Source organism: Bacteroidota bacterium (assembly GCA_016720935.1).
In the GTDB taxonomy this organism is placed as follows: Bacteria; Bacteroidota; Bacteroidia; order AKYH767-A; family 2013-40CM-41-45; genus JADKJP01.
Genome location: JADKJP010000004.1, coordinates 180,670 through 204,736 on the forward strand (window position 1 = coordinate 180,670; position 24,067 = coordinate 204,736).

A 24,067-nucleotide genomic window follows, 5' to 3' on the forward strand; every position below is an offset into this window, starting at 1 on the left:
CATGAATTCCAGAAATATTTTTTCTCCTTTCAGCTGTTTCCACATCCATCCGGAGTTGATTTCATTGTATATCGGGAAGAATTTGTAAATAGTGAGGCTCAGGTGATCAATACAAATCGGTTAAACAAATCATTTCATAGGTTTCACACATGTATTATACACGACCCGTCAGAATCCATTTGAATGAATTTCAATATTCTTTAGGATGCCGGAAACCCTCTCCCAACAAGGGCTTTCAGCATATTTACAAAAATATACCTCAAAAAGCAGCCATGGAAGCGGTTTTTGGCGAATGTGAAATATCGCTTGGGGAAAAAATGTTAAATAAACAGGGCTAACGCCTGACTACAACTGAATCAAAATAAAGTGCAAATGATTAATAAAACACTGCGTCAAATCAGTGATTTTTCTTTCTGAGCCACCGTGTAAGAAAAAAACCCTTCTTATCCTCATTCCATCGCTTAGATGTGTGATGACTTTTACGCATCATCTTGCGGGTATTCTTAGACTGATTTTTCAGGTGTTGTTTCTTCGCCTTGGCAATAGACTGATCAATTTTCTTTTGTTGCTTGGCTTTCTTTTTCTCAGCGGCTTTCTGTTGTTTGGCCACAGGCGCAGGTTGGGGAGAGCGTGCATCCACATCTTGTGCATGCAGCGCTTTCCCCATAAAAATCATGAGAATAAAAAAAAGAATTTTTACCTTTTTCATCATGGTTTAAGAACGATTTTTCCGAAAATAAATTTTATAACGTTCTTCAACAGTTTAAATTCGACAAAATAAAGATCGACTCCTGCGAATAAATAATGATTCAAAAATTAACTTTTCACCTGCAGTTCCATTCCACACTGAGGACATTGTCCGGGTTTATCGGAAAGCACATCCGGATGCATAGGGCAAGTGTATTGAGCTGCTGTAGCAGGAGCAGTGGTAGTATCTGCAGGAGCAGCAGTGGCTGCGGAATCTGTAGCCGCTGTATTGGCATTGTTTTCATTACCTTTGCAAGCAAACAGCATTGCCGGAATCGAGAGAAGTAAGAGATATTTCTTCATGTTGTTGGGTTTGAATGACAAATATAATCCAGGAAAAAAAAGCCTAATTCCCTCCATTCAATTGTTATGAACAAATTTGTGCTTTGTTTAATCGCCGGATTCACCCTGTTAGTCTCTTTTTCCTGTAAAAAAAGCAGAGATGAAAACAGCATTCCTAATGTTTCAGTGGATCTGGTAGTCCCTCTGGGGCTTCCTCAATATGTAGCACTGAATGTCATTGGAAACTCTCTTGCAATTTCAGGAGGGGTAAAAGGCATTATTGTTTATCGCAGAAGTATTGACGAATTCACTGCTTCCGAACGTTCCTGCCCTTTCGATCCCCTGGTGAATGATGCTATCATCGAAATCGATACCAGCCAGGTGATTGGGGTTGATCGTCACTGCGGAAGTAAGTTCAGCTTCGCGGACGGGTCTATCATTCAGGGTCCTGCTTCAAGAGGCCTCAAACAATATACCTGTGAATACGATGCCGGAACGCAGCAGATCTATATCCACAATTGATTTTTTCCCGGTCTGATTGCATCAAGAAAGACCTCTCCGAAAATTTCAGGTTACTGATGGAGAGTCGGTATTTTCATTTTGTCCGGAATTCATAAATACTGAAAGCGAAGGATAAGCAAAATCACTTCCATTCCTGCGGACGATGTCAAGAATATTAAAATTGATCTCTTCTTTTACCTGGAGAAACTCTTCAAAAACGGGTGTTTTCACTATATAAATGATTAGAATATCAAGAGAACTCTGACTGAATTGTTCAAAGCGAACAACAGGGTTGGCATCAATCAAATCGTGCGCATGAAGCAAATTATTTATATCCTGAATAATCGCCTTCATTTGTTCAGGACGAGTTGAATAAAGTAACCCAATAGAAAATTTCGCTCTGCGAACAGTTCGTGCAGTTTCGTTAATCAGTTCCGCATCCACCATTTTCTTATTTGGCATGGTCACAAGCATCCTGTCAAGTGCGCGAATGCGGGTTGACCTGAATCCAATGCTCTCAATTGAGCCTTCGACAGTCCCAACCTTCACCTGATCACCGACAATAAAAGGTTTGTCTAGGAAAATGGTGAAGGAGCCCAAAAGGTTTTCCAGTGTTTCCTTTGCAGCCAGAGCTATGGCCAGTCCACCGATTCCTAATCCCGCAACCAGCGATAATACATCCAGATCGAAAGTCACGGCAAGCATAATCAGAAACCCGACACCGGCAACAATGACTTTGGCGATTTCTTTTACAAAAGGAACCAGTTGATCGTCGAGACGGGATTCGGTTTGCGCGGCACGAGATTTCATGACAAGTCCGACAAACTCGATTGCCCGGGTGATGATCCAGGTAATAGCAAGTACCATTGTACCCTGAAAAACCTGGATCAATACAAAGCGTACTCCAAAAACATTGTCAGGAACAAGATGCCATTCAGTAGGGAACCTTAAGCGGTCACAGGCGGCATAAACGATGATGACCAGAATGAGAAAACCGACGGGAGCAGATAATAGATCTATGAACTTTTCAACCCCGACATGTTTTCCATACCTGAGAAAAATCCTGTAAAGAAGTCTGCTCAAAAGTTTCGAAAGAAATTTTTTCAAAACGAGACCAAGAATCAGGATACCGAAAAACCAGAGATAATCCCCAAGGGTATTATCTAAAAAAGTCTGATGTAGGGTTGTACTGATTTCGTTCATGTGAGCTTCACAGGAGAATATACACAATAGGCCAAACAACCTCCGGTTGCTTTTCATTCAGGCACTGCATCCGGTGTTTCTATATTTCCAAATACATAGCGGAAACAAAAGACTCAGATCAGTTTCTCAATGGACCATTCCAATGCAGCCTGACTCAAACGAGTTGGATCAGGGTGGCGTTGACGAACTTCTTTCAATGCACCGCCAATACATTCGGATACATCATTAAAGATTGCCTTGTCACTGATTTCAACCTGATCCCCCATGAGGTATCTGAACACTCTCGCCATTCCGCAATTCGCGATGAAATCCGGAATAACGGTCACATGAGAATCAGCATATTCCGCTATCGGCCCAAAGAAAATTTCATTATCGGCAAAAGGTACATTCGCTCCACAGGATATTATTTCAAGACCTTTGCCTATCAAACCTTTAATGTGTTCACGGTGCAGGAGTCTGGATGCGGCCGCAGGAATAAAAATCTCAGCTTCTGTTGACCAGATTTCCTTCTTGATTGCCTCCAGGGGCAACATCTCTTTTGCAACAAGTTGATTACCGTTCCGGTTTAAATAGAGCTCCCTGACCTGCTCAAAGGTATAGCCTGCTTTATTTAATACCCCGCCATTTCGGTCAATGATTCCAACAATCTTTGCTCCCATTTGAGCGAGATAATAACCTGCAGCGGCTCCAACATTTCCCCAACCCTGCACGATCACACGTTTCCCTTCAATTGAAGCACCTTGCAATAAATATTCATGCCTGACTGATTCCGCAACACCATATCCGGTGATCATGTCAGCGACGGTTATATTTTTATTTATATCAGGTGAAAAATGTGCATCGTCCAGTCTTTTTTTGACTCCCTTGCGCAGCTGTTCGATAATCGCTGATTTACGTTCTTCAGTAGCATTAAAGTGGGCAACCACTGTACCTTCCTGAGGGTGACGCAGACCCAGCTTTTCTGTGATCGGGATGACATCATGGATTTCGTCCACATTCAAATCACCACCGGTACCATAATAGGTCTTTAACAAGGGCATCACAGCTTTGAACCAGCGTTCCAATACTCCTTTTTTTCGGGGATCAGCAGGATCAAAGTTGATTCCGGATTTAGCACCACCGATTGGTGGTCCGCTCACCGAAAATTTGATTTCCATTGTCTTGGCCAGGGATTCTACCTCACGCATATCCAGCCCTTTTCTCATGCGCGTACCACCACCGGCAGATCCTCCACGCAAGGAATTTATTACTATCCATCCCTCGGCTTCAGTCTCAGGATCCTTCCATTCGAATACAATTTCAGGTCGTTTTTCCTCAAAACGACGGATTAATTCTTTAAGTCTTGCTGATTCAACAGTCGCAGTTTGTTCGCTCATAATCTTTAAAAGTGGTGCAAACCTACGGGAAATCAGGGAAAAGGCAAAGGGATTGGCAACTAGGTTAGTTGGTTATTGAGTTATTAGGCTATTAAGTCTGAGGGGTATTGGGAATGATCATGTAAAAAGGATGACAAAAATCATCCCATACTAATCACTGAATTGGATACGACACTGATCTAAACATTTCAATAATCGGATGTAAACATGCCACACGACCCTCGCCCCTCGTCCCTTGTCCCTCGTCCCTACACTAAAGAATTAATTAAAAAAATTTTGGAAGAAATTGATTTGATATTGTAAATTTGAACATCACCATCTAATATTGCAGTATCGTCTAATCAAATTCAATTCACCAGCCATGGCAACCAAAAAGAAAACTTCAAAAAAACCTGCAGCAAAAAAACCTGCAAAGAAAAAATCTCCGGCTAAAAAAGCTGCTAAAAAAGGAGCTACTAAAAAGGCAGCAAAAAAGAAAGCCACACCTGCTAAAAAAGCAACCAAAAAAGCTGCTGCTAAAAAACCGGCTGCTAAGAAAGCTGCTCCCGCGAAAAAAGCCGCTCCTAAAAAACCAGCTGCGAAAAAAGCTGCTCCTAAACCTGCTGCAAAACCTGCTGCAAAGAAACCGGCTCCTAAAGCAAAACCTGCTGCTGAGCCAAAAGCTATCATAACAAAAGCTGAAATTATTGAAATCACTCCTATCGCTCCACCGGATATGGACAGCGCAGAAGATATGGATCTTCCAATGGAAGAGGATATCAAAGGATTTGACGATCCTGCACCAATGAGTGATTTTGAAGACGACGACGACGACTTTTAATCAATAGGGAATTTTTTTCGTTCTGCTGTGGCGTTTTGCGTTGCATGCAGATGGTGAATATTGTCCCTTTAACACAAAGAGCATTCGTACCAAACGAATGCTCTTTTTTCATTCAAAATTTCGAATGTAAAACGGATTCTAAGGTTGCCAGATGGTCCCGCCACAGTTATCACGGCTGGCACCGGTTACACTGGAAAGACAATTTATTTCTTTTTTCATTCTTAATACACCGAGAAACGCGAAGATCAATGCTTCCTTAAAATTTACCAGCTTTGAATCCGGGATAATCACTTTTGCAGGAGAAAATGAATTTATTCTTTCAATTAAAAAATCATTCTGAGCTCCGCCTCCTGTTATCAACACATTTCCTGCACCAAGACATTTTCCGATTTGCATTGCTATATGTTCGCAGAATGTTGCCAGTAAATCTTCAACAGGAATTTCAGGGCGGTCGAAAACAGGGAAGATATCCGTTTCCAGATCTTCTCTTCCTAAGGATTTCGGAAATGACTTTTCGAAATATTTGCTTTGATTTACTTTATCGAGGAGATCTTTTCTCACTTTTCCTTTCGCGGCCATCTCTCCGCCTGCATCGTATTCTTTTCCTACCCGAGAAGAAAGAGCATTCAATAAAAGGTTGCATCCGCAAATATCAAACGCGATTCTTTTTGAGTTTTGTTCAAATGAAATATTCGCAATCCCTCCCAGATTCAGACAATAATCGTATTCATGAAACAATAACTTGTCTCCTATCGGAACCAATGGAGCGCCTTGCCCACCAAGTGCAACATCCGCTGTACGGAAATCGCAAATCACAGGAAAGCCACTTTCAACAGCTAATGCGGCGCCATCACCAATCTGACTCGTAAATCCTGCTGAAGGCTGATGAAATATAGTATGACCGTGAGAGGAGATAAAGTCAGGTTTTAAATTATAACGTTGACAAAAATCCTTACTCAGTTTCCCGAAATATTTTCCGAGTTCAGCATGTACTGCAACAAATTTTTCTGCCTTGACAGAAGGCAGAGTTAATAGAATATTTTTCCATTCACTTGTATATGGAATGGTTTCAGCTTCCAGGAGTTTGTATGTCCAATGCTTATCGAATGCAAATTCACAATATGCAAGATCAACACCATCCAGTGAGGTTCCCGACATGATCCCAACTACTTTGTAAGTCTGCATCTCAAAATTATTTTAAATCAATTTCCTTTGGTCAACAGAATTTTACCTTGCATCACATCACCTTTTTCAGTTTGTCCGAAAAGGAAATATGCACCTGCTGCTAAAGAGGACAATTCCAAACTTTCACTGCAATGTTTGGCACGGAATACAATCTTTCCGCTAAAATCAGTGACGGTAACATTATTCAGTTCTGATGGCATAAATCGCAGATTGCCTTCAGAAGGATTTGGATACACCTTAATCTCATTCGTCAATTGCAATGGTAGGGTTTCTCCAAGCAAAATCCCGCCTGTTGCATCTGTTTTCACGAGATAAACCTGCGGTAAACCTGTTGTCATGCCGGCACTTCCAGCAGCAAGATACCCTGAATCAAGAGTCGCGATGACACTGTTTCCCTGCGCATCACCGGAATTGTAATCGTGTTTCCATTCCTGATTGCCAAGTGTATCTACTTTAATTAACTCAAGATAAGCCTGAGAATTGCCGCAAAGAATATAACAATTGTCGGAAGAGAAACTGAGTGCCTTTGTACGTTCATCCAGATTCTGAAAACCATATGTACGTGTCCACAAAGTATCTCCTGAAAAATTTGTTTTTACCAGAAAATGATCCCCTGCTAATTGTGAACCAGCGGATGTGGAACCTGCAATCAGTAATCCATCAGACAGACACAGAATCGAATTCCCGGTCGCCCATCCGGCACCAAAATATTTCTTTGTCCACAAGGAATCTCCATTCGCTCCGATGTGCATCAAAAACATGGACCCGCTGGTGTCTCCAAAATCAAGGAGATAACCCGTAGCGTAGAATGAACTATCAGTACCCTGACAAATGGAATTAATTTCTCCCAATCGTGTGCGCCATTCTTTTGTCCAGATTGGAACGCCGGAAGAATGAAGAGCAGCGCATTTCATGAAGTAATAATTGCTTTGAATTTCCACTGCTCGTCCTGCTCCCACAACAATACCTTCATTTGTCAGACACAAATTATTATACCTCTCGTTACGTGTAGTTGTTCCAAGACGGTGTCTCCACACAACTCCTCCACTTGAATCAAGTTTGAGCAGCATGGCATCACTAGTCGTGGAATCTTCCATTCTTCCTGAAACATAAATGCTTCCCGAATCATTGCGAAGTCCGAATGATGCGATTTCCCGTAATGCTGCAGGTTGAACAATTTTTGTTCGGGTAGTATCGCCTCTGGAATTTGTCCAGACAAAGCATACCTTTTGTCTTTGCACACTATCTGAAATTGAGCCGATTGCAAGAATGCTGGTATCCGGCAGTTCGATTCCGGAAACTCCGGAATGAGCGGATCCGGAATAAATGCCGATTGTTCTTTCAAAAGACTGTTGAGCAGACAAATCAGTGAATGACAGACAGATCAGCAAACCAAGAACAATACCCTTGAAAATATCCCGCGAACAAGATGATGATTTCACAGCTTTTGCACACAAATTCAAAGAGTTAGAAAGAAATTTAAGAGGCATGTGAAGGGTCATTTTTCCTTTGGGAATCACGCGCAAATCGTGTAGGTTTGTTCGCGCAAATAAAAGTAGCAAATCCTCCCGGAATCCTGCAAAACGGGAAACATTTCAACAAAAGAACACGATTATGAATTTCGAATTGAGCGAAGAACACCTGATGATCCAAAAGGCTGCACGCGATTTTGCACAAAATGAATTGAAGCCGGGAGTAATTGAAAGAGATGAACACCAGAAATTTCCTGCTGAACAAATCCGCAAAATGGGTGAGCTCGGATTTCTTGGAATGATGGTAGATCCGAAATATGGTGGCGGCGGAATGGATACCATCAGTTATGTACTCGCCATGGAAGAAATCTCTAAAGTCGATGCTTCCGCTTCGGTTGTGATGTCTGTGAACAATTCTCTGGTTTGCTGGGGTCTTGAAAATTTCGGAACAGAAGAACAGAAACAAAAATATCTGGTTCCTTTGGCAAAGGGTGAAATTATCGGAGCATTTTGTCTTTCAGAACCGGAAGCAGGTTCTGACGCGACTTCTCAACACACTACCGCTATTGATGCCGGTGATCATTATGTTCTGAACGGAACAAAAAACTGGATCACCAATGGTTCAACAGCTTCCGTTTACCTGGTGATTGCACAAACTGACGTCGCTAAAGGACATAAAGGAATCAATGCGCTTATCGTTGAAAAAGGAATGCCCGGATTCACGATCGGACCGAAAGAAAATAAATTAGGTATTCGCGGCAGTGATACTCACTCGCTGATGTTTACCGATGTAAAAGTGCCAAAGAAAAACAGAATTGGCGAAGATGGCTTTGGTTTCAAATTCGCTATGAAGACTCTTACGGGTGGAAGAATTGGTATCGCTTCTCAGGCATTGGGAATCGCATCCGGTGCATATGAACTGGCACTTCAGTATTCCAAAGAAAGAAAAGCATTTGGTGTTCCGATTTCACAACACCAGGCAATTCAGTTCAAACTTGCCGACATGGCGACAGAAATTGAAGCGGCTCGTTTGCTTTGTCTGAAAGCCGCATGGATGAAAGATGAACATCTTGATTACGGACTTTCTTCCTCCATGGCGAAGTTGTTTGCTTCACGTGTGGCTATGGAAACCACGGTTGAAGCTGTACAGATCCACGGCGGATACGGATTCGTTAAAGAATTCCATGTAGAACGATTGATGCGCGACGCGAAGATCACTCAGATTTATGAGGGTACTTCTGAAGTTCAGAAAATCGTCATTTCCCGTTCTATTATCGGTAAATAATTTTTTCATTCTTACTTTATTGCTTGTCGATGTATCGTAACATCCTGAAAATCGTATTGCCTCTTCTCCTTAGCGTGTTGTTTAGCTGCACGTCACAGAAAAAGCTGGTTTATTTCCAGGGTAATATTCCACAACTGAAGGAATCCGACATCTACAAACTCAGGATCTATCCCGGAGATATCCTCTCCATCAATATTTTCACCATCAATGCTGAGGCTTACCCATATCTGGCAGTTCCTGCCGACAAGCCATCCAGTGACAACCGTTCAGCATACGAAAAAGGTTATATCGTTAATGAAAACGGAGAGGTGAAATTACCACTCATTGGCTCTGTTCTGCTGACAGGAAAAACAATGAGTGAAGCCACACAAATACTCGAAGCGAAATTCAAGGAATTCATGGAAGACCCTATCGTCACTGTGAAAAAACTGAATTTTAAAGTAACTGTCCTTGGCGAAGTAAATCGTCCCGGAACATACCCCATTCTCAACGAACATGCAACTTTGCCTGAAGTATTGGGAATGGCCGGTGATCTCAGCGTGTATGGCGACCGTCAAAAGGTTCGCATCATCCGTGAAGAAAATCAACAGACAAAAGATTTTTTCATTGACATGACCAACGCGTCAAGTCTTTCAGCGGAAACCTATTATTTGCATCCTGACGACATCATTTATGTACAGCCATTGAAAAGACGGGCCTTTCAGAACATCAGTCCGTCGGTGACCATCTTTACTTCCATCGTTACCACAGCGGTGATTGCACTTACATTTATTATTACCCAAACAAAGTAAACCATGCGAACAAACGAAGGAGCACAGCGCCGTAATGACGATGAAATAGACCTGCGTTTGCTTTTCTACAATATGCGTAGAAAATGGCATTACTTTCTTTTCTCAGCCATCCTCTTTTGCATTGGAGCTTTGTTGTATATCCGTTTTACATTGCCGGTTTTTGAGGCTCGTACAAGCATCCTGGTTAAAGACACAAAAAACACTTCAAATAATATCGAAGACTTTTTAACCGGTGATCTCTTCGGGAATACAAAAAACATTGCCACTGAAATCGGAATCCTCAAGTCAAGATCCGTACTGGAAGAAACGATCAACGAACTCAATCTTGGAGTCAGTTATTTTGGCAAGACGACTTTCTTCAAATACCCGCTTTACAGAAACCAGCCTTTCCAGGTGAAGCCTGTACGAATGACCGAAGGTGTGTATGATGAGTTTTTTCATATTACAATTCTGGACAGCAGCACCTACAAACTCGAACTCGATGCCGACAATAAAATCCTGAATGATTATTCATACAAAGGAACACATCATTTTGGCGAAGAAGTCCGAACTACGTATTTCACACTAGTTGTCAATCACAATGACTCCGCGATTAATGTGGTCAATGACGATGATTTTGTTTTCACAGTGAATTCACTGAACAAAATGATCGCTTATTACCAGGAGAAAATGAAAGCGGAACCTCAGAACAAGGATGCCACGATCGTTGAAATTTCAGTTCAGGATAAAATCAAAGAAAGAGCGACCGATTTTCTGAATACCCTTGGGAAAGTCTACATCAATCGCGATGTAAAAGATAAATCTTCCGTTGCCGGACTCACGCTGAAATTTGTCGACGAACAACTCGAAGAAATCAGCAAAACACTAAACGCGACGGAACTTGAATTGCAAAAGTTCAAAGAACAAAAAGGAACTGTTGACCTAAGTGAAGAATCCAAAGCTTATCTCGAACGCGTAACCAATATCGACGCGGATCGCGTGAAAGCAGAGATCGAACTGAAATCATTGGATTACCTCTACTCCTATGTCACCGGCAACCGCGACGTGGAAGAACTTGCTCCAAGCAGTCTGGGCAATCCCGATCCATTGCTGATCGACCTGATCACAAAACTCAAGGAACTCCAAAGCAAACGTAAAAGTCTTGCTTATGGAAGCAGTACACAATCTCCTGCTATTAAAGTGATCGATCAGCAGATCGAACAAACCAAACGGACTCTTGTTGAAAACATCAACAACCTGCGGAACATGACCAAGGTGAATCTTTCCAGCATCAACACAGAACTGATGCGTTACGAAGGAAGCATCCGGAAAATCCCGAATATCGAACGGGAACTCCTCGGCATTCAAAGAAATTTCAGTGTCAACGAAAACATTTACCTCTATCTTCTTCAGAAGAAAGCTGAAACCGGAATCGCGAAAGCAACTGCGGTTTCGGACAACAAAGTACTTGATGAAGCAAGCATCAATGATATTCCTGTAATCCCGAACACCAAAGCTATTCTCATCATTACGCTGATGCTGGCCTTGATTGTTCCGGTCATTCTGATCATCCTGCAAGGGTATGTCAAGAATACCATCAGCAACAAAGAAGATATCGAGAAGATGAGTAAAATTCCAATCATCGGTGTGGTCGGACATCACAATACAGGTGAGCGACTCGTTGTTTCCAGCAAACCGAAATCATCCATTACCGAAGCGTTCCGTTCCATTCGCGCGAACCTGATGTTCTTCGGACTGGCAGATCAGCATAAAATTGTTCTCATCACTTCATCTGTAGGCGGTGAAGGAAAATCATTTTCCAGTCTGAACCTTGCCGCTGTTCTTTCTCTCCAGCACCATAAAGTGATCATCGTTGGAATGGATTTGAGAAAACCTCAGTTGGTACAGGATCTCGGAATAAAAAATGAAACAGGAGTTAGTACCTACCTGATCGGTAAAGCCAAACTGGATGAAGTGATCCAGCATACTTCTGTCGATAATCTTGACATCATTCCATCCGGACCTGTTCCTCCTAACCCTGCGGAATTGCTTGCGAAAAAAGAAACTCACAAATTGCTTGATGAGTTGCGTGAGCGTTACGACTACATCATCATCGATACACCACCCGTTGGAATTGTAAGCGACGCCATGATGCTGATGAACCTCGCGGATATCAATATTTTCATCCTTCGTGAAAATTATTCAAAGAAGGAATACATGAAAACCATTAACGATTATTACACCCAGGGTAAAGTGAAAAACCTGTGTGTTCTTTTAAATGATGCCGGCACGAATCATCGTTATGGGTACGGTTACGGATACAGTTATGGCTATCATGGTTATGGCTATTATGATGAAGAGCAGGGTAAAAAAGGAATTCTCGGAAAAGTTTTCAAAAAATCCTGATACAAATGAGTATCCCCAAACAAATTGCCGATCAATTCAGAAAGGTACATTTCGGCGGAAACTGGACCGGCTCTTGTCTGAAAGAACTGATGACCAACCTGACCTGGGAACAGGCAACTACAAAAGTTCGTTCTTTCAATACGATCGCAACACTGGTTTTTCATGTAAATTACTATGTGGGAGCCGTTATGTCGGTATTGAAAAATCAACCTTTCAATGCAAAGGATGAATTTAGTTTCGCCCACCCTCCTATTGAATCGCAGGAGGATTGGGAGAATTTTCTTAATAAGATCTGGTCTGAAGCTGAGGAATTAGCTGTTTTCATTGAAAATTTTCCGGAATCACAATTAGAGGAGATTTTTGTAAAAGAGAAGTATGGTACTTATTACAGAAATTTCACCGGAGTCATTGAACACATGCATTATCATTTGGGACAAATTGCTTTGATCAGGAAAATGATTGAACAGGAATCGCACCTTTGAAAAAAAGAAGAAGCCTTCATGTGAAATTAATAATTTATTACATTTGGTCTACGATGACGTGATTTTGATTGCTTCCTGTAATTTATTTAGATGTTTAAAGTTATGAATTTTATTCAAATTATTTTCTAATTCCAATAAGGCTGCAGCAACCCATCTTTGTCGTTGATTACTGTTGGTCCAATGCTTAACATTTCGTACATATTTCGCCATTTGGGAGTTCAGGTTTTCAATACAATTTGTCGTAGCCAAACTTCTGGAAAATATTTGCGCAACTTTCAATTTGTGGAGTGTAAGCGTTTCTTCCAAGCCTTCCAGTAGAGAGTTCGCTGCATTTTGATTGATTTTTAAGAGCTCTTTGTGGATGTTTAGCAATACCAGTTTAGCTTTATTGTAATCAGGTTCCCGGTTCTTTCAATACGATCGCCACACTGGTTTTTCATGTAAATTACTATGTGGGAGCCGTTATGTCGGTATTGAAAAGTCAACCTTTCAATGCAAAGGATGAATTTACGTTTCGCCCCACCCTCCTATTGAATCGCAGGAGGATTGGGAGAATTTTCTTAATAAGATCTGGTCTGAAGCTGAGGAATTAGCTGTTTTCATTGAAAATTTTCCGGAATCACAATTAGAGGAGATTTTTGTAAAAGAGAAGTATGGTACTTATTACAGAAATTTCACCGGAGTCATTGAACACATGCATTATCATTTGGGACAAATTGCTTTGATCAGGAAAATGATTGAACAGGAATCGCACCTTTGAAAAAAAGAAGAAGCCTTCATGTGAAATTAATAATTTATTACATTTGGTCTACGCACTTCAATCAAACCTTCCCTCATCATTTTTTATCTTTATTTCCAAAATTCCGAATTATAATTTTACATTAATTTACCATCCATTTTCCAATATGATTGTATTGGGCAATTAAATCAAAATACTATTATTACGTGTTCAATGAAATCCATTCTGAAAGCAGTTCACATATTTATTCTAATGATCTATTTTTCTCCAACCTTGTTGGCTCAAACACCAAGTTGGCTGTGGGCGAATTCTGCTGGAGGTGGAATAGTTTATGATATTGCTACCGATAGTTACGGAAATGTGTATGCAACTGGTTATTATACCGATTCAATTATGTCATTTGGGACTCTTTCAATTGCAAGTGAAGGAGAAGACGAAGGATTCATCGCTAAATACGACCCTTCTGGAAATCTACTTTGGGCAAAATCATTTGGAGGGAAAAATCAGGACCGAGGAACCAGTATTACAACAGATTATTTAGGAAATGTGATTTTAAGTGGTTTTTTTCATAGTGACACATTAATCATAGGAGGAAATTCTTTCTTTTATTCATTAGGAGCTTCAGACATTTTTGTCGCGAAGTTTAACACGTCAGGAAATCTTCTTTGGGCTAGAGCCTATGGAAGCCAGAGTGTGGATGTTAATAATAGTGTTGTAACAGATCGCCAGGGAAATGTTTTTATAGCCGGCAGCTTTGCGGGTACATCAATTTCATTTGGAACAACTTCGTTGATAAATAGCGGTGTTGTAGGATATGATGATCTTTTTATTGCAAAATTAAACTCTTCAGGAAATGAATTGTGGGCCATTTCGCAAGGAAATTCAATTGGCGGTGAAGTTGCCAATCAGTTAGCTGTAGATAGTATTGGGAATTTATTTGTTGCAGGCGCCTTTAATGGCAACTCAACTTCACTCGGGAGTTACAATTTCAATAATTCTCATTCCGGGTTGAATGATTTATTTATCGAAAAACTTTCACCTGCAGGAAACCAGATTTGGGCTAAATCTGCAGGAAGTATTGACGAGGATTATTGTCAAGGTATTTGTGTAGATTCCAGTGGTAATATCATTATTGCTGGTGGTTTTAGAAATGCAAATCTATCCCTTGACACAATTTCTCTTTTAAATTCAGGAGGTAATGATGTATTCATTGCAAAGTATGATCAGTCAGGCAATATAATATGGGCTAAAACTATTGGTGCAACAGGTAATGAATTTTGTGAAAATGTAGCTTTTGATAGGGTTGGAAATGCTTACTTAACGGGTACTTTCAACGATCCAACATTAACAATTGGTTCGAATACTTTTCCAGGAACATTTCACTTTTATATAGCTCATTTTGATTTAGCGGGTAATGTAGTATGGGCTACTACAACAGGAACTAATGGACCTATCGGGCCACGAGGAATAACTGTTGATGATGCAGGGAGCGTGATTCTTGCTGGATCTTTACCTAGCAATACTACTTTTTTCGGAACAATTCCATTAGTACATTGGGGAATTACAAATATTTTTGTGTCTAAATTTAATTTACAAACAGGAATCAATGACATAAGAAATACATCTCCAATTTTGTTGTACCCGAATCCCTCCAAAAATCAACTTACTGTATTGTGTAATTCAGAAGCAAAACAGGTAATTCAAGTGTTTGATATTTCAGGCAAGATTCGCTTCTCACAACAGTTATGGACGGGAGGATCTAATTCATTGAATATTGATGTAAGTGAATGGAAGCAAGGCCTCTATTTTGTAAACATTGAAAAATCCGACGGCAATAACACCTCGACTTTTTTTATTAAAGAATAAATGTACATCCCTTAGCATGGATGAGTATTACCAATTTATTTAGTAAATGTCGTTAACAGAATATTCAAAATAGATTCCGTAATTTTTTTGTAACATAAAAACAATATAATCAATGGCTGAATTGAAAACAAAAAAAACTGAACTAAGCGTTGATTTTTTTTTGAAGAAAATTTCGTCCGAACAACAAAGGAAAGATGCTTATGTAATTATTGGTCTGATGGAAAAGGCCACAAAAGCAAAAGCGAAAATGTGGGGAACTGCGATCATCGGTTTTGGTGACCGCAAACTGAAATATGAAAGCGGACGTGAACTGGACTGGTTTGTGATGGGCTTCTCTCCACGCAAACAAAATCTCGCCTTGTATATTTCGGGAGCAGTTCAAAAACAAGGTGCTCTTCTTAAAAAACTGGGAAAGCACAAAACCGGAAAAGGATGTTTGTACATCAACAAGCTGGAAGAAGTGGATTTAACGATATTAAAAGATATCATTAAACTGGGGATCGTGGAATGAAAATCTTTCATTTAAATCCGTACGAATAGTCCCGATATCTTTCCAAACCCAATTCATTCCAATACATTCTTCATTCATTAATATCTCAAAATTTTCATCATCAGGTTTAGAAAATAAAAATCATGAACGACGAACGCGAAATGAAAGCATGGGTGTACACCAGGTACGGCCCACCGGAAGTTGTTCAACTCAAAACAGTAGAACGACCTTTACCGAAGGACAACGAAGTACTGATTAGAATTCACGCTACAACCGTAAACCGAACCGATTGTGGTTTTCGGAGCGCGGAGTATTTCATCTCGAGATTTTTTACAGGACTACTGAAACCCAAAAATCAGATTTTGGGTAATGAATTCGCCGGGGAAATTGTTGCTGTCGGAACTTATACCAATACTTATAAAATCGGGGACAGAGTTTTTGGCTACAACGACCGGACAATGGGCGGACATGCGCAGTATTTAGCATTGCCTGAAACGGCAACATTTACCACCATTCCTTCCGGCATGAGCTATGCAGAAGCGGCACCGATTTGCGAAGGAAGTCATTATGCATTGTGCGACATTCGTGCCGCAAAAGTGAAAAGCGGTCAGCGTACACTGGTTTATGGAGCAACCGGAGCCATCGGATCTGCTGCTGTACAATTACTCAAACATTTTGGTGCACATGTAACTGCTGTATGTCACACCAATTATATTGATCTCGTTAAATCACTGGGTGCAGATGAAGTGATTGATTACACCAAAAGTGATTACACCAACACACAAAACAAATACGATTTAGTCTTTGACGCTGTAGGTAAAACTTCGTTTGGAAAATGTAAGCCGGTACTAACTGAAAAAGGAATTTATATTTCTACAGAACTCGGGAAAAATTCAGAAAACATCCGGTTTGCAATCAGTACATCTTTTTTTAAGGGGAAAAGAGTACTGTTTCCCATTCCAACATTTTCTCATGATGATTTAAACTTTTTAAAGACTTTGGTTGAGAAAAAAATCTACAGACCTGTTCTTGACAGAATTTTCAAATTCGAAGAAATGCATGAAGCATATCATTTTGTTGAAACAGGGCAAAAAATCGGGAATGTTGTAATCACAGTGGAATAATCCGGAAATGATAATAACAGACTAAAAAAAAACGAATAGTTATTTTCATAAAAATAAAATATATCTTCGTTTCAACATCATTTATTTGCAATCTCATTTCTTTGATTCAAAAAACAGAACAATAAACTCTCTACTATGAATCCAACCTTAAGAAATATTTTAGCGGTAATTGCAGGAGTTATTGTTGGAAGTATTGTAAACATGGCGATTGTGATGCTAAGCGGATCTGTCATCCCTCCTCCTGCGGGAGCTGACGCGACAACTATTGAAGGTTTGAAAGCATCGATGCATTTGTTTGAACCCAAGCATTTCATTTTTCCTTTCCTTGCTCATGCGATTGGAACACTGGTTGGGGCCTATCTCGCAGCTTTGATGGCCGCAAGCAGCAAAATGAGATTTGCATTGATCATCGGTGCGCTTTTTATGATTGGTGGGATTATCAATGTCACCATGCTTCCTTCTCCTGTCTGGTTTAGTGTGCTGGATATTGCAGGAGCTTATATTCCGATGGCTTACCTCGGCTGGAAATTTGCAGCCCGAAGAAAATAGATCCTTGAAAGAAAAGGATCAGGACTCCTTCATGATAAAAATATTTACAAAATGAAAATTACAACAATCATAGCGTGTTGTGTGTTTCTTGCCTTGAATTCAACAGCACAAACAACAAATCCGAATTACGATTCGACTTTGGCAAAGAACCTTGGTGCCGACGAATTTGGGATGAAAATGTATACCATGGTAATTCTGAAGACAGGGACAAACACAACAGAAAGCAAAGAATCCAAAGACACGTTATTTGCCGGGCATCTGGCGAATATCGGGCGATTGGCTGACTTAAAAAAACTGGTGATTGCGGGACCATTCGGAAAAAACGACAAGAATTTTCGAGGAATATTCATCCTCGATGTAGCGAACGAAGCGGAAGCACTCGCACTTCTTGAATCAGATCCTGCCATCAAAGCAAAATTATTGCAACCGGAATTGTATCCATGGTATGGTTCCGCGGCGATTTCGGAATATCTGAAATCGCATGATAAGATCTGGAAGGCGAAACCCTGATCGGAAGCTGAGAAAAATAAGTTACAGCGCCTCTGCTACTTTTTCCATCATAGTACTTCGGGATCCTTTGACAAGGATAACAGAATTCTTAACCGGATTTTTCTTCACCCAGTTGGCTGCTTCATCAGAGGTCTGGAAATACAAACAATCGATCTGATCTTTGAATGCACCAAAGTTCTTCCCGACAAGGATAAATTTTTCTGCAGGAATCTTTTTGAGCAATTGCATGATGCGTTCATGCTCCGCCCGGCTTTCTTCGCCCAGTTCCGCCATATCACCAATACAAACCAGTTTGTGCGGATCAGGAAGCGCTGCAAAATTTTTCAAAGCCGCTTCCATGCTGGTCGGGTTGGCATTGTAAGCATCCAGAATAATGGTGTTGGTTCCCTTCTTTACGACCTGTGAACGGCTATTGTCCGGAACGTAAGCAGCAATTGCCTCGTCGATAGCTTCAGCGGAAACACCAAAATAATTTCCTATGCAAACAGCCGCGAGGATATTTTCAAAATTATAAGCACCGATAATTTGCGACTGAATTTGACCGGAATGATCACCCTGCTTCCATTTCACTTCCAGCGTAGGTGAATCAGTGACCAATGCGCCGTAGCAATCAAAACCTTCTTCAGTTCCGTATACTACTGCATACTGCACTTTATGATCTTTTGCCATTTCATGCAAAATGGAATTGTTGCCATTCAAAAAAATTGTTTTGGAATGCGAAGCGATCCAGGCATACAATTCACCTTTTCCTTTTTTCACACCTTCAAAACCGCCAAAACCTTCAAGGTGAGCTTTGCCTACATTCGTGATCAATCCATAATGCGGCTCCGCGATTTTGCAATACGATTCAATCTCGCCCTGGTGATTGGCTCCCATCTCGATGACCGCGAATTCAATATCCGGACTGATAGACAACAACGTGAGAGGTACTCCGATATGATTGTTCAGATTGCCTTTTGTCGCGAGCGTGTTGTAGCGCTTAGACAAAACCGAGCGGATCAATTCCTTGGTGGTTGTTTTACCATTGGATCCCGTCACCGCGAGTACCGGTATTGTTAATTGATGACGATGGTAATTCGCCAGTTGTTGAAGCGCTATCAATCCATCACCCACGAGCAGACAACGATCATTTTTCTGAAACTCCGGCTCATCGACTACAGCATAAGCCGCACCCAACTCGAGGGCTTTTTCCGCAAAAGCGTTTCCATTAAAACTCGGACCTTTCAGGGAGAAAAATACAGATCCCGGAATGATGGCTCTGGTATCTGTAGAAATCCTGGGGTGTCGCTGGTAAATGGAATAGAGTTCCTCTGTCGATATCATAAAACAAATGTAAAATTCAGGATCAAGCAATCCGCATCTTTGAAAAAGAGATATCAAACGGGAGGATTAGAGTTCTATCAACAAAAACGCATCAAATCTGCTTCAATTGAAGAAATGAGAAAGGAATTGCTTTTCACTCATAATTCACTGAATAACAGTTGTTTAATTTTACTATTCACAGACGAATTTTGACAGGAATTTACCAACACCCGCCCTGTTTTTAAAAAAAAGAAGTACTTTTGCGCTCTGAAATCAAAAACCTTAAATCTACATACTTAATCATGGCGAATATTGGAAAAATTACCCAGATCATCGGGCCGGTTGTCGACGTTAGTTTTGATGCGGAAGACACAGCGCTTCCGAACATTTTGGATGCATTGGAAATCGACCGCCCGGGTGGTGGTGTCCTGGTACTTGAGTGCCAGCAGCACATTGGTGAAGATACCGTGCGCGCCATCGCGATGGACTCTACGGATGGTCTGACACGCGGAACCATCGTTCGCGCAGTGGGTGCTCCAATCCAGATGCCGGCAAGTGACGCCATCAAAGGACGTCTTTTCAATGTTGTAGGTGATGCCATCGATGGTATCGGAAAGGTTTCCAAAGAAAAAAGTGTTCCGATTCACCGTCAGGCTCCGAAATTCGAAAACCTGTCGACTGAATCTGAAATCCTTCTTACTGGTATCAAAGTAATCGACCTTATCGAACCTTATGCAAAAGGTGGTAAGATCGGTCTGTTCGGTGGTGCCGGTGTAGGAAAGACAGTATTGATCATGGAATTGATCAACAATATCGCGAAGTCTTATTCCGGTTTGTCTGTATTCGCCGGTGTCGGTGAACGTACCCGTGAAGGAAATGACCTGCTGCGTGAAATGATCGAATCAAACGTAATCCGTTACGGTGAGGAGTTCAAACACAGCATGGAAAAAGGCGGATGGGATCTCAGCAAAGTAGATATGACCGAGCTTGGAAAATCACAGGCGACTCTGGTGTTCGGACAAATGAACGAGCCACCGGGAGCACGTGCACGTGTGGCTTTGTCGGGTCTTACAGTAGCTGAATATTTCCGTGACGGTGATGAAAAATCCGGCGGTCGTGATATCCTCTTCTTTATCGACAATATCTTCCGTTTCACACAGGCAGGATCTGAAGTATCCGCGCTGCTTGGCCGTATGCCGTCAGCCGTAGGTTACCAGCCGACGCTTGCTACTGAAATGGGATTGATGCAGGAACGTATCACTTCTACAAAACGTGGTTCGATCACATCTGTACAGGCGGTTTACGTACCTGCGGATGACTTGACTGACCCGGCTCCTGCGACAACTTTCGCTCACCTTGACGCGACAACAGTATTGAACCGTAAAATTTCCGAGTTGGGTATCTACCCTGCGGTGGATCCACTGGATTCTACATCCCGTATCCTTTCTCCACTTGTTGTTGGTGAAGAACATTACAATACCGCTCAGCGTGTGAAAAATATCCTTCAGCGTTACAAAGAACTCCAGGATATCATTGCCATCCTTGGTATGGATGAATTGAGCGACGAAGATAAGCTGACTGTACACCGCGCTCGTCGTGTACAACGTTTCCTTTCACAGCCGTTCAACGTAGCTGAACAGTTCACCGGATTGAAAGGTGTAATCGTTCCGCTCGAAGAAACAATCAAAGGATTCAACATGATCATGAATGGTGAAGTGGATGAATATCCTGAAGCAGCATTCAACCTCGTTGGAACAATTGATGACGCGATCGCGAAGGGTAAGAAGTTGTTGGCAGAATCGAACTAAGTGGTGCTTGGTGGTTGGAGGTTGGTGCTTAGAGTTTCGAAGAATGCACAGTCTATCAATCTACAATCATCAATCAGCAATCTACAATCAGCAATCTCCAATCAGCAATCTCCAATCATCAATTAAAACGTCCATAACTTAGCTAGAAGAATAACATGCAACTCGAAATAATCACCCCGGATAAAAAAGTTTACAGTGGCGATGTCACTTCCGTTTCCGTTCCGGGAGCGAAAGGACGATTTGAAATGCTGAACAATCACGCAGCCGTGATCTCCACTCTTCTCAATGGAAAAGTAAAGATCAAAGACAAAGAAGGTGTAAAAAGCTTTGATGTAAAAGGCGGAGTGGTTGAAAATCTGAAAAACAAAATCGTCATCCTCGCGGAATCCGTTTAACCATATCTCTCCGCAATAAAAAAAAGGACAATGGCCACAGGCGATTGTCCTTTTTTCTTTTTCTGAGGCATTGATCAGCTCACGGCCTTTTCAATTTCTTTATCCGGAATCATCCAGAGTATCGCGATGCTGAAAAACAAAGCTCCGGAAATCACAGGATGTACATAGGCCATCGGGATGGCAACCGCATACGCTATTTGTGAGATGATTCCTTTTCGGGTGTGTTTTTGAAATGCAACATTAAGGGTGCCTTCCGCTTGAACACTATTTTCAATCACTTTTTGCAAAATGAAATACGCAAAGCCTGACAACAACAGATTGGCAGCATACAATGCAGTCGGATTCGCTTCAAAATGATTCTCCCCCATCCATCCTGTTGTGAACGGGATCAGTGACAACCAAAACAAAAGATGAAGATTGGCAAGAATAATCTTACCACTTACATGTTTCGCGGTATGCATCAGGTGATGATGATTACCCCAGTAAATACCGACGTATACAAAACTAAAAATGTAACTGATAAAAACCGGAGCCAGTTCAAACAATGCGGACCACTGCGCCCCATGCGGAACTTTTATTTCCAATACCATAATCGTAATGATGATGGCCAATACACCATCACTGAATGCTTCTAGTCTGCCTTTTCCCATATCTGATTTTCTTTAAGATAAAATTTAATAATTCCTGAAGCAACAGATCAGGCTTCAGGATAGTTTCGATTAATGCAAAACAAGAGAACAACCGTTTTATTTACCGGCAATATATAAATGAAATATTAAGTCCTAAAATACATAAAATATCCGCGATTCTGTTTCCTCAGGTTAAAGCTGAATCAAAGGGAGTATTAGGCAGCCCAAACCCCCACCCCTGAAGGGTTTCCGGAAGGTTTTAATTACTTTTTCCGCTTATAATGATTTTGATTTCTCAGGGATATATTTACATTTGCTATTACTACTTCTCTCTAAACGAAAACGAAAACAAAAACACATGAAAAACTTTATCCGTACTCTTGGACTCTTGTTCCTGGTGATTTTTGCGGGCTGTAACCGGCTTGATGATAACCAGGCAACTCCGACCACAGCAAATGAATCTGTTCTGGTTCAAAAACAAAATCCGGTTTCAGTGCCGACTGAAGCGATGTACAATCGCTCGGAGCTCGACAACCGGGTTGTTGCTTTGCAGGCTGAACGCCACGATTTTCACTGGGAATGGACCGACATGAGAACCATCTGGAGCGCAGCTAATCAGTGCTACCAGGTCGCTCTTGGTTACAAACCTGCCAACATCGACAACATCGATCCCATCATTCACCAGATTAACCTCCAGAGCAAAGAATGGAAATCCGTTCACGATGCTTTGCTGGATCTTGTATTGAAAGGACTTAACAAGAACGGACAAACTGTAACTCTGAACGATATCATCGTTGAAGACGACCAGGTATTACCAATCCTCGTTCTGCGTATCACTGATAAAGATGTACTCACACAATTGTACAATCTTAAAAACGTACGTTACCTCGAGCCATATGGCTATTGGCCTGCGCAATGGGAAAACCGTTCATCTTCCGGATGCAGTGGTTCTTCCTATGCTTTGAATGCTGCCGATTATACAACCATCACTCCCGGCTGCAAATTGCCATGGGATTTTAATAATGTCAACATTCCTGCAGCATGGAATACAGCTCAGGGAGCAGGGATTCGCATCGGCGTGATTGATGCAGGAATCAGTTCCAGCCAGACTTTGCTGGGTAGCCAGTTCAACGATGGCGAAAGCAATGTCGGTCGCAGCATCACTACCGATTACACATATGGCACTACTGCCTACACTTCCTGTTCACACGGAACTTCCATGGCAGGTCTTGCTGCCGGTCCGCGCAATGCACAAAATGCCACAACAGGTGTCGCTTACAAAGCAAACCTGCATTTCATCCGTGGTTGTGATGATGTGGTGCTCGATGCTTCAGCGGAATTATCCGGAGTAAAAAACGCGCTCATCCGCATGGGTGATCTCAACGATATCAAAATCATCAGCATGTCAATCGGTACGCCTTTCTCCAGTGGAACATTGAAAGATGGCGTTACATATGCTTACAACAAAGGCAAACTGATCTTCGCCGCGGCAGGAACTTCTTTTTCATGGACAAGCTGGTGGGGTGTAATTTATCCGGCAGCATTGAGTCAATGTCAGGCTGTAACAGGAGTAACGGAAAGCAGCTCTACCTGCAGTGATTGTCACGATGGAAGTCAGGTTGATTTCACTATCCCGATGCAGCGCAACGGCAATTCCAACAGAACATCTTTATCGCTTGCACCAAGCGGATTCAACCCAACCTATATCGGTGGTTCTTCCTGCGCGACAGCGATCACAGCGGGTATTGCAGGAATCATCTGGTCGGTAAAACCAACCCTGACCAGGACACAAATTATCACAGCTATGCAGCAAACCGCACAGTATTATCCAAGCCCGAATTCAAGCAGAGGTTTTGGAAATATCAATGCAGCAGCAGCTGTCGCGCTGGCCTCCACTTATTGATTCAAAACACCTCATTTTCTTTTAAAAGGGGATCCTCACCGGATCCCCTTTTTTATTTCAAATACTCGCCTTTAGCCTTCAAATACTCAAACATTCAAAGAAATCCCAATTGATTGTCATCTCTTCACCCTTCTCCATTTACTCTTCACTTCTGAAACTCTATGGTTTTCAAAGCGTAAAACCCCGGTGCCCCAAACCCTCAAGCCATTTTCCAATCTGAATT

Annotated in this window: 23 protein-coding genes; 14 read left to right on the forward strand and 9 right to left on the reverse strand. The window is 41.6% G+C overall.

Features of this window, described 5'->3' with window-relative positions; genetic code table 11:
* Positions 1–397: 397 nt before the first annotated feature.
* The gene (locus tag IPP86_04770; GenBank protein ID MBL0137830.1) at positions 398–709 is read right to left on the reverse strand and encodes a hypothetical protein; all 312 of its coding nucleotides are present in this window, start codon (positions 707–709) and stop codon (positions 398–400) included.
* A 107-nt stretch (positions 710–816) separates the two neighbouring features.
* Complete coding sequence (locus IPP86_04775; GenBank protein MBL0137831.1) at positions 817–1,050, reverse strand: hypothetical protein; 234 nt, start codon at positions 1,048–1,050, stop codon at positions 817–819.
* Between the two features lie 66 nt (positions 1,051–1,116).
* On the opposite strand from IPP86_04775, the gene IPP86_04780 reads away from it, so the two are divergent.
* On the forward strand, positions 1,117–1,551 hold the full coding sequence (locus IPP86_04780) for a hypothetical protein (GenBank protein MBL0137832.1): 435 nt from the start codon (positions 1,117–1,119) through the stop codon (positions 1,549–1,551).
* Positions 1,552–1,596: 45 nt separating this feature from the next.
* Here the strand turns inward: IPP86_04780 and IPP86_04785 are convergent, their stop codons facing one another.
* Complete coding sequence (locus IPP86_04785) at positions 1,597–2,733, reverse strand: mechanosensitive ion channel family protein (protein ID MBL0137833.1); 1,137 nt, start codon at positions 2,731–2,733, stop codon at positions 1,597–1,599.
* Between the two features lie 113 nt (positions 2,734–2,846).
* A complete protein-coding gene (locus tag IPP86_04790) occupies positions 2,847–4,109 on the reverse strand; it encodes a Glu/Leu/Phe/Val dehydrogenase (GenBank protein MBL0137834.1) in 1,263 nt (420 codons plus the stop codon).
* A 361-nt stretch (positions 4,110–4,470) separates the two neighbouring features.
* Here IPP86_04790 and IPP86_04795 point away from each other — a divergent pair, with 361 nt between their 5' ends.
* The gene (locus tag IPP86_04795; GenBank protein MBL0137835.1) at positions 4,471–4,929 is read left to right on the forward strand and encodes a hypothetical protein; all 459 of its coding nucleotides are present in this window, start codon (positions 4,471–4,473) and stop codon (positions 4,927–4,929) included.
* Positions 4,930–5,067: 138 nt separating this feature from the next.
* On the opposite strand, the gene IPP86_04800 is transcribed toward IPP86_04795, so the two are convergent.
* Together IPP86_04800 and IPP86_04805 are read right to left on the reverse strand one after the other, a co-directional pair.
* The gene (locus IPP86_04800) at positions 5,068–6,114 is read right to left on the reverse strand and encodes an anhydro-N-acetylmuramic acid kinase (protein ID MBL0137836.1); all 1,047 of its coding nucleotides are present in this window, start codon (positions 6,112–6,114) and stop codon (positions 5,068–5,070) included.
* Positions 6,115–6,131: 17 nt separating this feature from the next.
* On the reverse strand, positions 6,132–7,604 hold the full coding sequence (locus tag IPP86_04805) for a T9SS type A sorting domain-containing protein (GenBank protein ID MBL0137837.1): 1,473 nt from the start codon (positions 7,602–7,604) through the stop codon (positions 6,132–6,134).
* Positions 7,605–7,728: 124 nt separating this feature from the next.
* On the opposite strand from IPP86_04805, the gene IPP86_04810 reads away from it, so the two are divergent.
* From IPP86_04810 to IPP86_04825, 4 genes are read left to right on the forward strand one after another with little or no spacing between them, the layout of a single operon-like run.
* Complete coding sequence (locus IPP86_04810; GenBank protein ID MBL0137838.1) at positions 7,729–8,871, forward strand: acyl-CoA dehydrogenase; 1,143 nt, start codon at positions 7,729–7,731, stop codon at positions 8,869–8,871.
* 29 nt (positions 8,872–8,900) lie between these two features.
* Positions 8,901–9,662 (forward strand): polysaccharide export protein, encoded by a 762-nt coding sequence (locus IPP86_04815; protein MBL0137839.1) that lies wholly within the window; start codon positions 8,901–8,903, stop codon positions 9,660–9,662.
* 3 nt (positions 9,663–9,665) lie between these two features.
* Complete coding sequence (locus tag IPP86_04820; protein ID MBL0137840.1) at positions 9,666–12,047, forward strand: polysaccharide biosynthesis tyrosine autokinase; 2,382 nt, start codon at positions 9,666–9,668, stop codon at positions 12,045–12,047.
* A gap of 5 nt (positions 12,048–12,052) precedes the next feature.
* On the forward strand, positions 12,053–12,529 hold the full coding sequence (locus IPP86_04825) for a DUF1572 domain-containing protein (protein MBL0137841.1): 477 nt from the start codon (positions 12,053–12,055) through the stop codon (positions 12,527–12,529).
* Between the two features lie 48 nt (positions 12,530–12,577).
* Here IPP86_04825 and IPP86_04830 read toward each other — a convergent pair whose 3' ends face one another.
* The gene (locus IPP86_04830; GenBank protein MBL0137842.1) at positions 12,578–12,901 is read right to left on the reverse strand and encodes a transposase; all 324 of its coding nucleotides are present in this window, start codon (positions 12,899–12,901) and stop codon (positions 12,578–12,580) included.
* 580 nt (positions 12,902–13,481) lie between these two features.
* Here IPP86_04830 and IPP86_04835 point away from each other — a divergent pair.
* The 5 genes from IPP86_04835 to IPP86_04855 all read left to right on the forward strand — a co-directional run bounded on the left by IPP86_04835 (position 13,482) and on the right by IPP86_04855 (position 17,807).
* The gene (locus tag IPP86_04835) at positions 13,482–15,134 is read left to right on the forward strand and encodes an SBBP repeat-containing protein (GenBank protein MBL0137843.1); all 1,653 of its coding nucleotides are present in this window, start codon (positions 13,482–13,484) and stop codon (positions 15,132–15,134) included.
* A gap of 112 nt (positions 15,135–15,246) precedes the next feature.
* On the forward strand, positions 15,247–15,645 hold the full coding sequence (locus IPP86_04840) for a DUF1801 domain-containing protein (protein ID MBL0137844.1): 399 nt from the start codon (positions 15,247–15,249) through the stop codon (positions 15,643–15,645).
* Positions 15,646–15,785: 140 nt separating this feature from the next.
* Positions 15,786–16,748 carry an NAD(P)-dependent alcohol dehydrogenase gene (locus IPP86_04845; protein ID MBL0137845.1) on the forward strand — a complete coding sequence of 321 codons (963 nt, stop codon included), beginning with the start codon at positions 15,786–15,788 and terminating at the stop codon, positions 16,746–16,748.
* Between the two features lie 135 nt (positions 16,749–16,883).
* Complete coding sequence (locus tag IPP86_04850; protein ID MBL0137846.1) at positions 16,884–17,297, forward strand: hypothetical protein; 414 nt, start codon at positions 16,884–16,886, stop codon at positions 17,295–17,297.
* 51 nt (positions 17,298–17,348) lie between these two features.
* The gene (locus tag IPP86_04855; protein ID MBL0137847.1) at positions 17,349–17,807 is read left to right on the forward strand and encodes a hypothetical protein; all 459 of its coding nucleotides are present in this window, start codon (positions 17,349–17,351) and stop codon (positions 17,805–17,807) included.
* A gap of 21 nt (positions 17,808–17,828) precedes the next feature.
* Here IPP86_04855 and IPP86_04860 read toward each other — a convergent pair whose 3' ends face one another.
* The gene (locus IPP86_04860) at positions 17,829–19,130 is read right to left on the reverse strand and encodes a UDP-N-acetylmuramoyl-tripeptide--D-alanyl-D-alanine ligase (GenBank protein MBL0137848.1); all 1,302 of its coding nucleotides are present in this window, start codon (positions 19,128–19,130) and stop codon (positions 17,829–17,831) included.
* Between the two features lie 281 nt (positions 19,131–19,411).
* Here IPP86_04860 and IPP86_04865 point away from each other — a divergent pair, with 281 nt between their 5' ends.
* Together IPP86_04865 and atpC are read left to right on the forward strand one after the other, a co-directional pair.
* The gene (locus IPP86_04865) at positions 19,412–20,917 is read left to right on the forward strand and encodes a F0F1 ATP synthase subunit beta (protein MBL0137849.1); all 1,506 of its coding nucleotides are present in this window, start codon (positions 19,412–19,414) and stop codon (positions 20,915–20,917) included.
* Between the two features lie 155 nt (positions 20,918–21,072).
* Positions 21,073–21,312 (forward strand): ATP synthase F1 subunit epsilon, encoded by a 240-nt coding sequence (gene atpC / locus IPP86_04870; GenBank protein ID MBL0137850.1) that lies wholly within the window; start codon positions 21,073–21,075, stop codon positions 21,310–21,312.
* 74 nt (positions 21,313–21,386) lie between these two features.
* On the opposite strand, the gene IPP86_04875 is transcribed toward atpC, so the two are convergent.
* Positions 21,387–21,962, reverse strand: a complete 576-nt coding sequence (locus IPP86_04875; GenBank protein MBL0137851.1) for a DUF1211 domain-containing protein — start codon at positions 21,960–21,962, stop codon at positions 21,387–21,389.
* 337 nt (positions 21,963–22,299) lie between these two features.
* On the opposite strand from IPP86_04875, the gene IPP86_04880 reads away from it, so the two are divergent.
* The gene (locus IPP86_04880; protein ID MBL0137852.1) at positions 22,300–23,844 is read left to right on the forward strand and encodes a S8 family serine peptidase; all 1,545 of its coding nucleotides are present in this window, start codon (positions 22,300–22,302) and stop codon (positions 23,842–23,844) included.
* The last annotated feature ends 223 nt before the right edge of the window (positions 23,845–24,067 follow it).

What these genes read in the sequence shown, in the direction of transcription:
- IPP86_04770 (MBL0137830.1), bottom strand. Translation starts at nt 709, where the DNA reads ATGAAAAAGGTAAAAATTCTTTTTTTTATTCTCATGATTTTTATGGGG.
- IPP86_04780 (MBL0137832.1), top strand. Translation starts at nt 1,117, where the DNA reads ATGAACAAATTTGTGCTTTGTTTAATCGCCGGATTCACCCTGTTAGTC.
- IPP86_04800 (MBL0137836.1), bottom strand. Translation starts at nt 6,114, where the DNA reads ATGCAGACTTACAAAGTAGTTGGGATCATGTCGGGAACCTCACTGGAT.
- IPP86_04775 (MBL0137831.1), bottom strand. Translation starts at nt 1,050, where the DNA reads ATGAAGAAATATCTCTTACTTCTCTCGATTCCGGCAATGCTGTTTGCT.
- IPP86_04785 (MBL0137833.1), bottom strand. Translation starts at nt 2,733, where the DNA reads ATGAACGAAATCAGTACAACCCTACATCAGACTTTTTTAGATAATACC.
- IPP86_04820 (MBL0137840.1), top strand. Translation starts at nt 9,666, where the DNA reads ATGCGAACAAACGAAGGAGCACAGCGCCGTAATGACGATGAAATAGAC.
- IPP86_04810 (MBL0137838.1), top strand. Translation starts at nt 7,729, where the DNA reads ATGAATTTCGAATTGAGCGAAGAACACCTGATGATCCAAAAGGCTGCA.
- atpC (MBL0137850.1), top strand. Translation starts at nt 21,073, where the DNA reads ATGCAACTCGAAATAATCACCCCGGATAAAAAAGTTTACAGTGGCGAT.
- IPP86_04855 (MBL0137847.1), top strand. Translation starts at nt 17,349, where the DNA reads ATGAAAATTACAACAATCATAGCGTGTTGTGTGTTTCTTGCCTTGAAT.
- IPP86_04805 (MBL0137837.1), bottom strand. Translation starts at nt 7,604, where the DNA reads ATGCCTCTTAAATTTCTTTCTAACTCTTTGAATTTGTGTGCAAAAGCT.
- IPP86_04835 (MBL0137843.1), top strand. Translation starts at nt 13,482, where the DNA reads ATGAAATCCATTCTGAAAGCAGTTCACATATTTATTCTAATGATCTAT.
- IPP86_04860 (MBL0137848.1), bottom strand. Translation starts at nt 19,130, where the DNA reads ATGATATCGACAGAGGAACTCTATTCCATTTACCAGCGACACCCCAGG.
- IPP86_04850 (MBL0137846.1), top strand. Translation starts at nt 16,884, where the DNA reads ATGAATCCAACCTTAAGAAATATTTTAGCGGTAATTGCAGGAGTTATT.
- IPP86_04790 (MBL0137834.1), bottom strand. Translation starts at nt 4,109, where the DNA reads ATGAGCGAACAAACTGCGACTGTTGAATCAGCAAGACTTAAAGAATTA.
- IPP86_04815 (MBL0137839.1), top strand. Translation starts at nt 8,901, where the DNA reads ATGTATCGTAACATCCTGAAAATCGTATTGCCTCTTCTCCTTAGCGTG.
- IPP86_04880 (MBL0137852.1), top strand. Translation starts at nt 22,300, where the DNA reads ATGAAAAACTTTATCCGTACTCTTGGACTCTTGTTCCTGGTGATTTTT.
- IPP86_04825 (MBL0137841.1), top strand. Translation starts at nt 12,053, where the DNA reads ATGAGTATCCCCAAACAAATTGCCGATCAATTCAGAAAGGTACATTTC.
- IPP86_04845 (MBL0137845.1), top strand. Translation starts at nt 15,786, where the DNA reads ATGAAAGCATGGGTGTACACCAGGTACGGCCCACCGGAAGTTGTTCAA.
- IPP86_04795 (MBL0137835.1), top strand. Translation starts at nt 4,471, where the DNA reads ATGGCAACCAAAAAGAAAACTTCAAAAAAACCTGCAGCAAAAAAACCT.
- IPP86_04865 (MBL0137849.1), top strand. Translation starts at nt 19,412, where the DNA reads ATGGCGAATATTGGAAAAATTACCCAGATCATCGGGCCGGTTGTCGAC.
- IPP86_04875 (MBL0137851.1), bottom strand. Translation starts at nt 21,962, where the DNA reads ATGGGAAAAGGCAGACTAGAAGCATTCAGTGATGGTGTATTGGCCATC.
- IPP86_04840 (MBL0137844.1), top strand. Translation starts at nt 15,247, where the DNA reads ATGGCTGAATTGAAAACAAAAAAAACTGAACTAAGCGTTGATTTTTTT.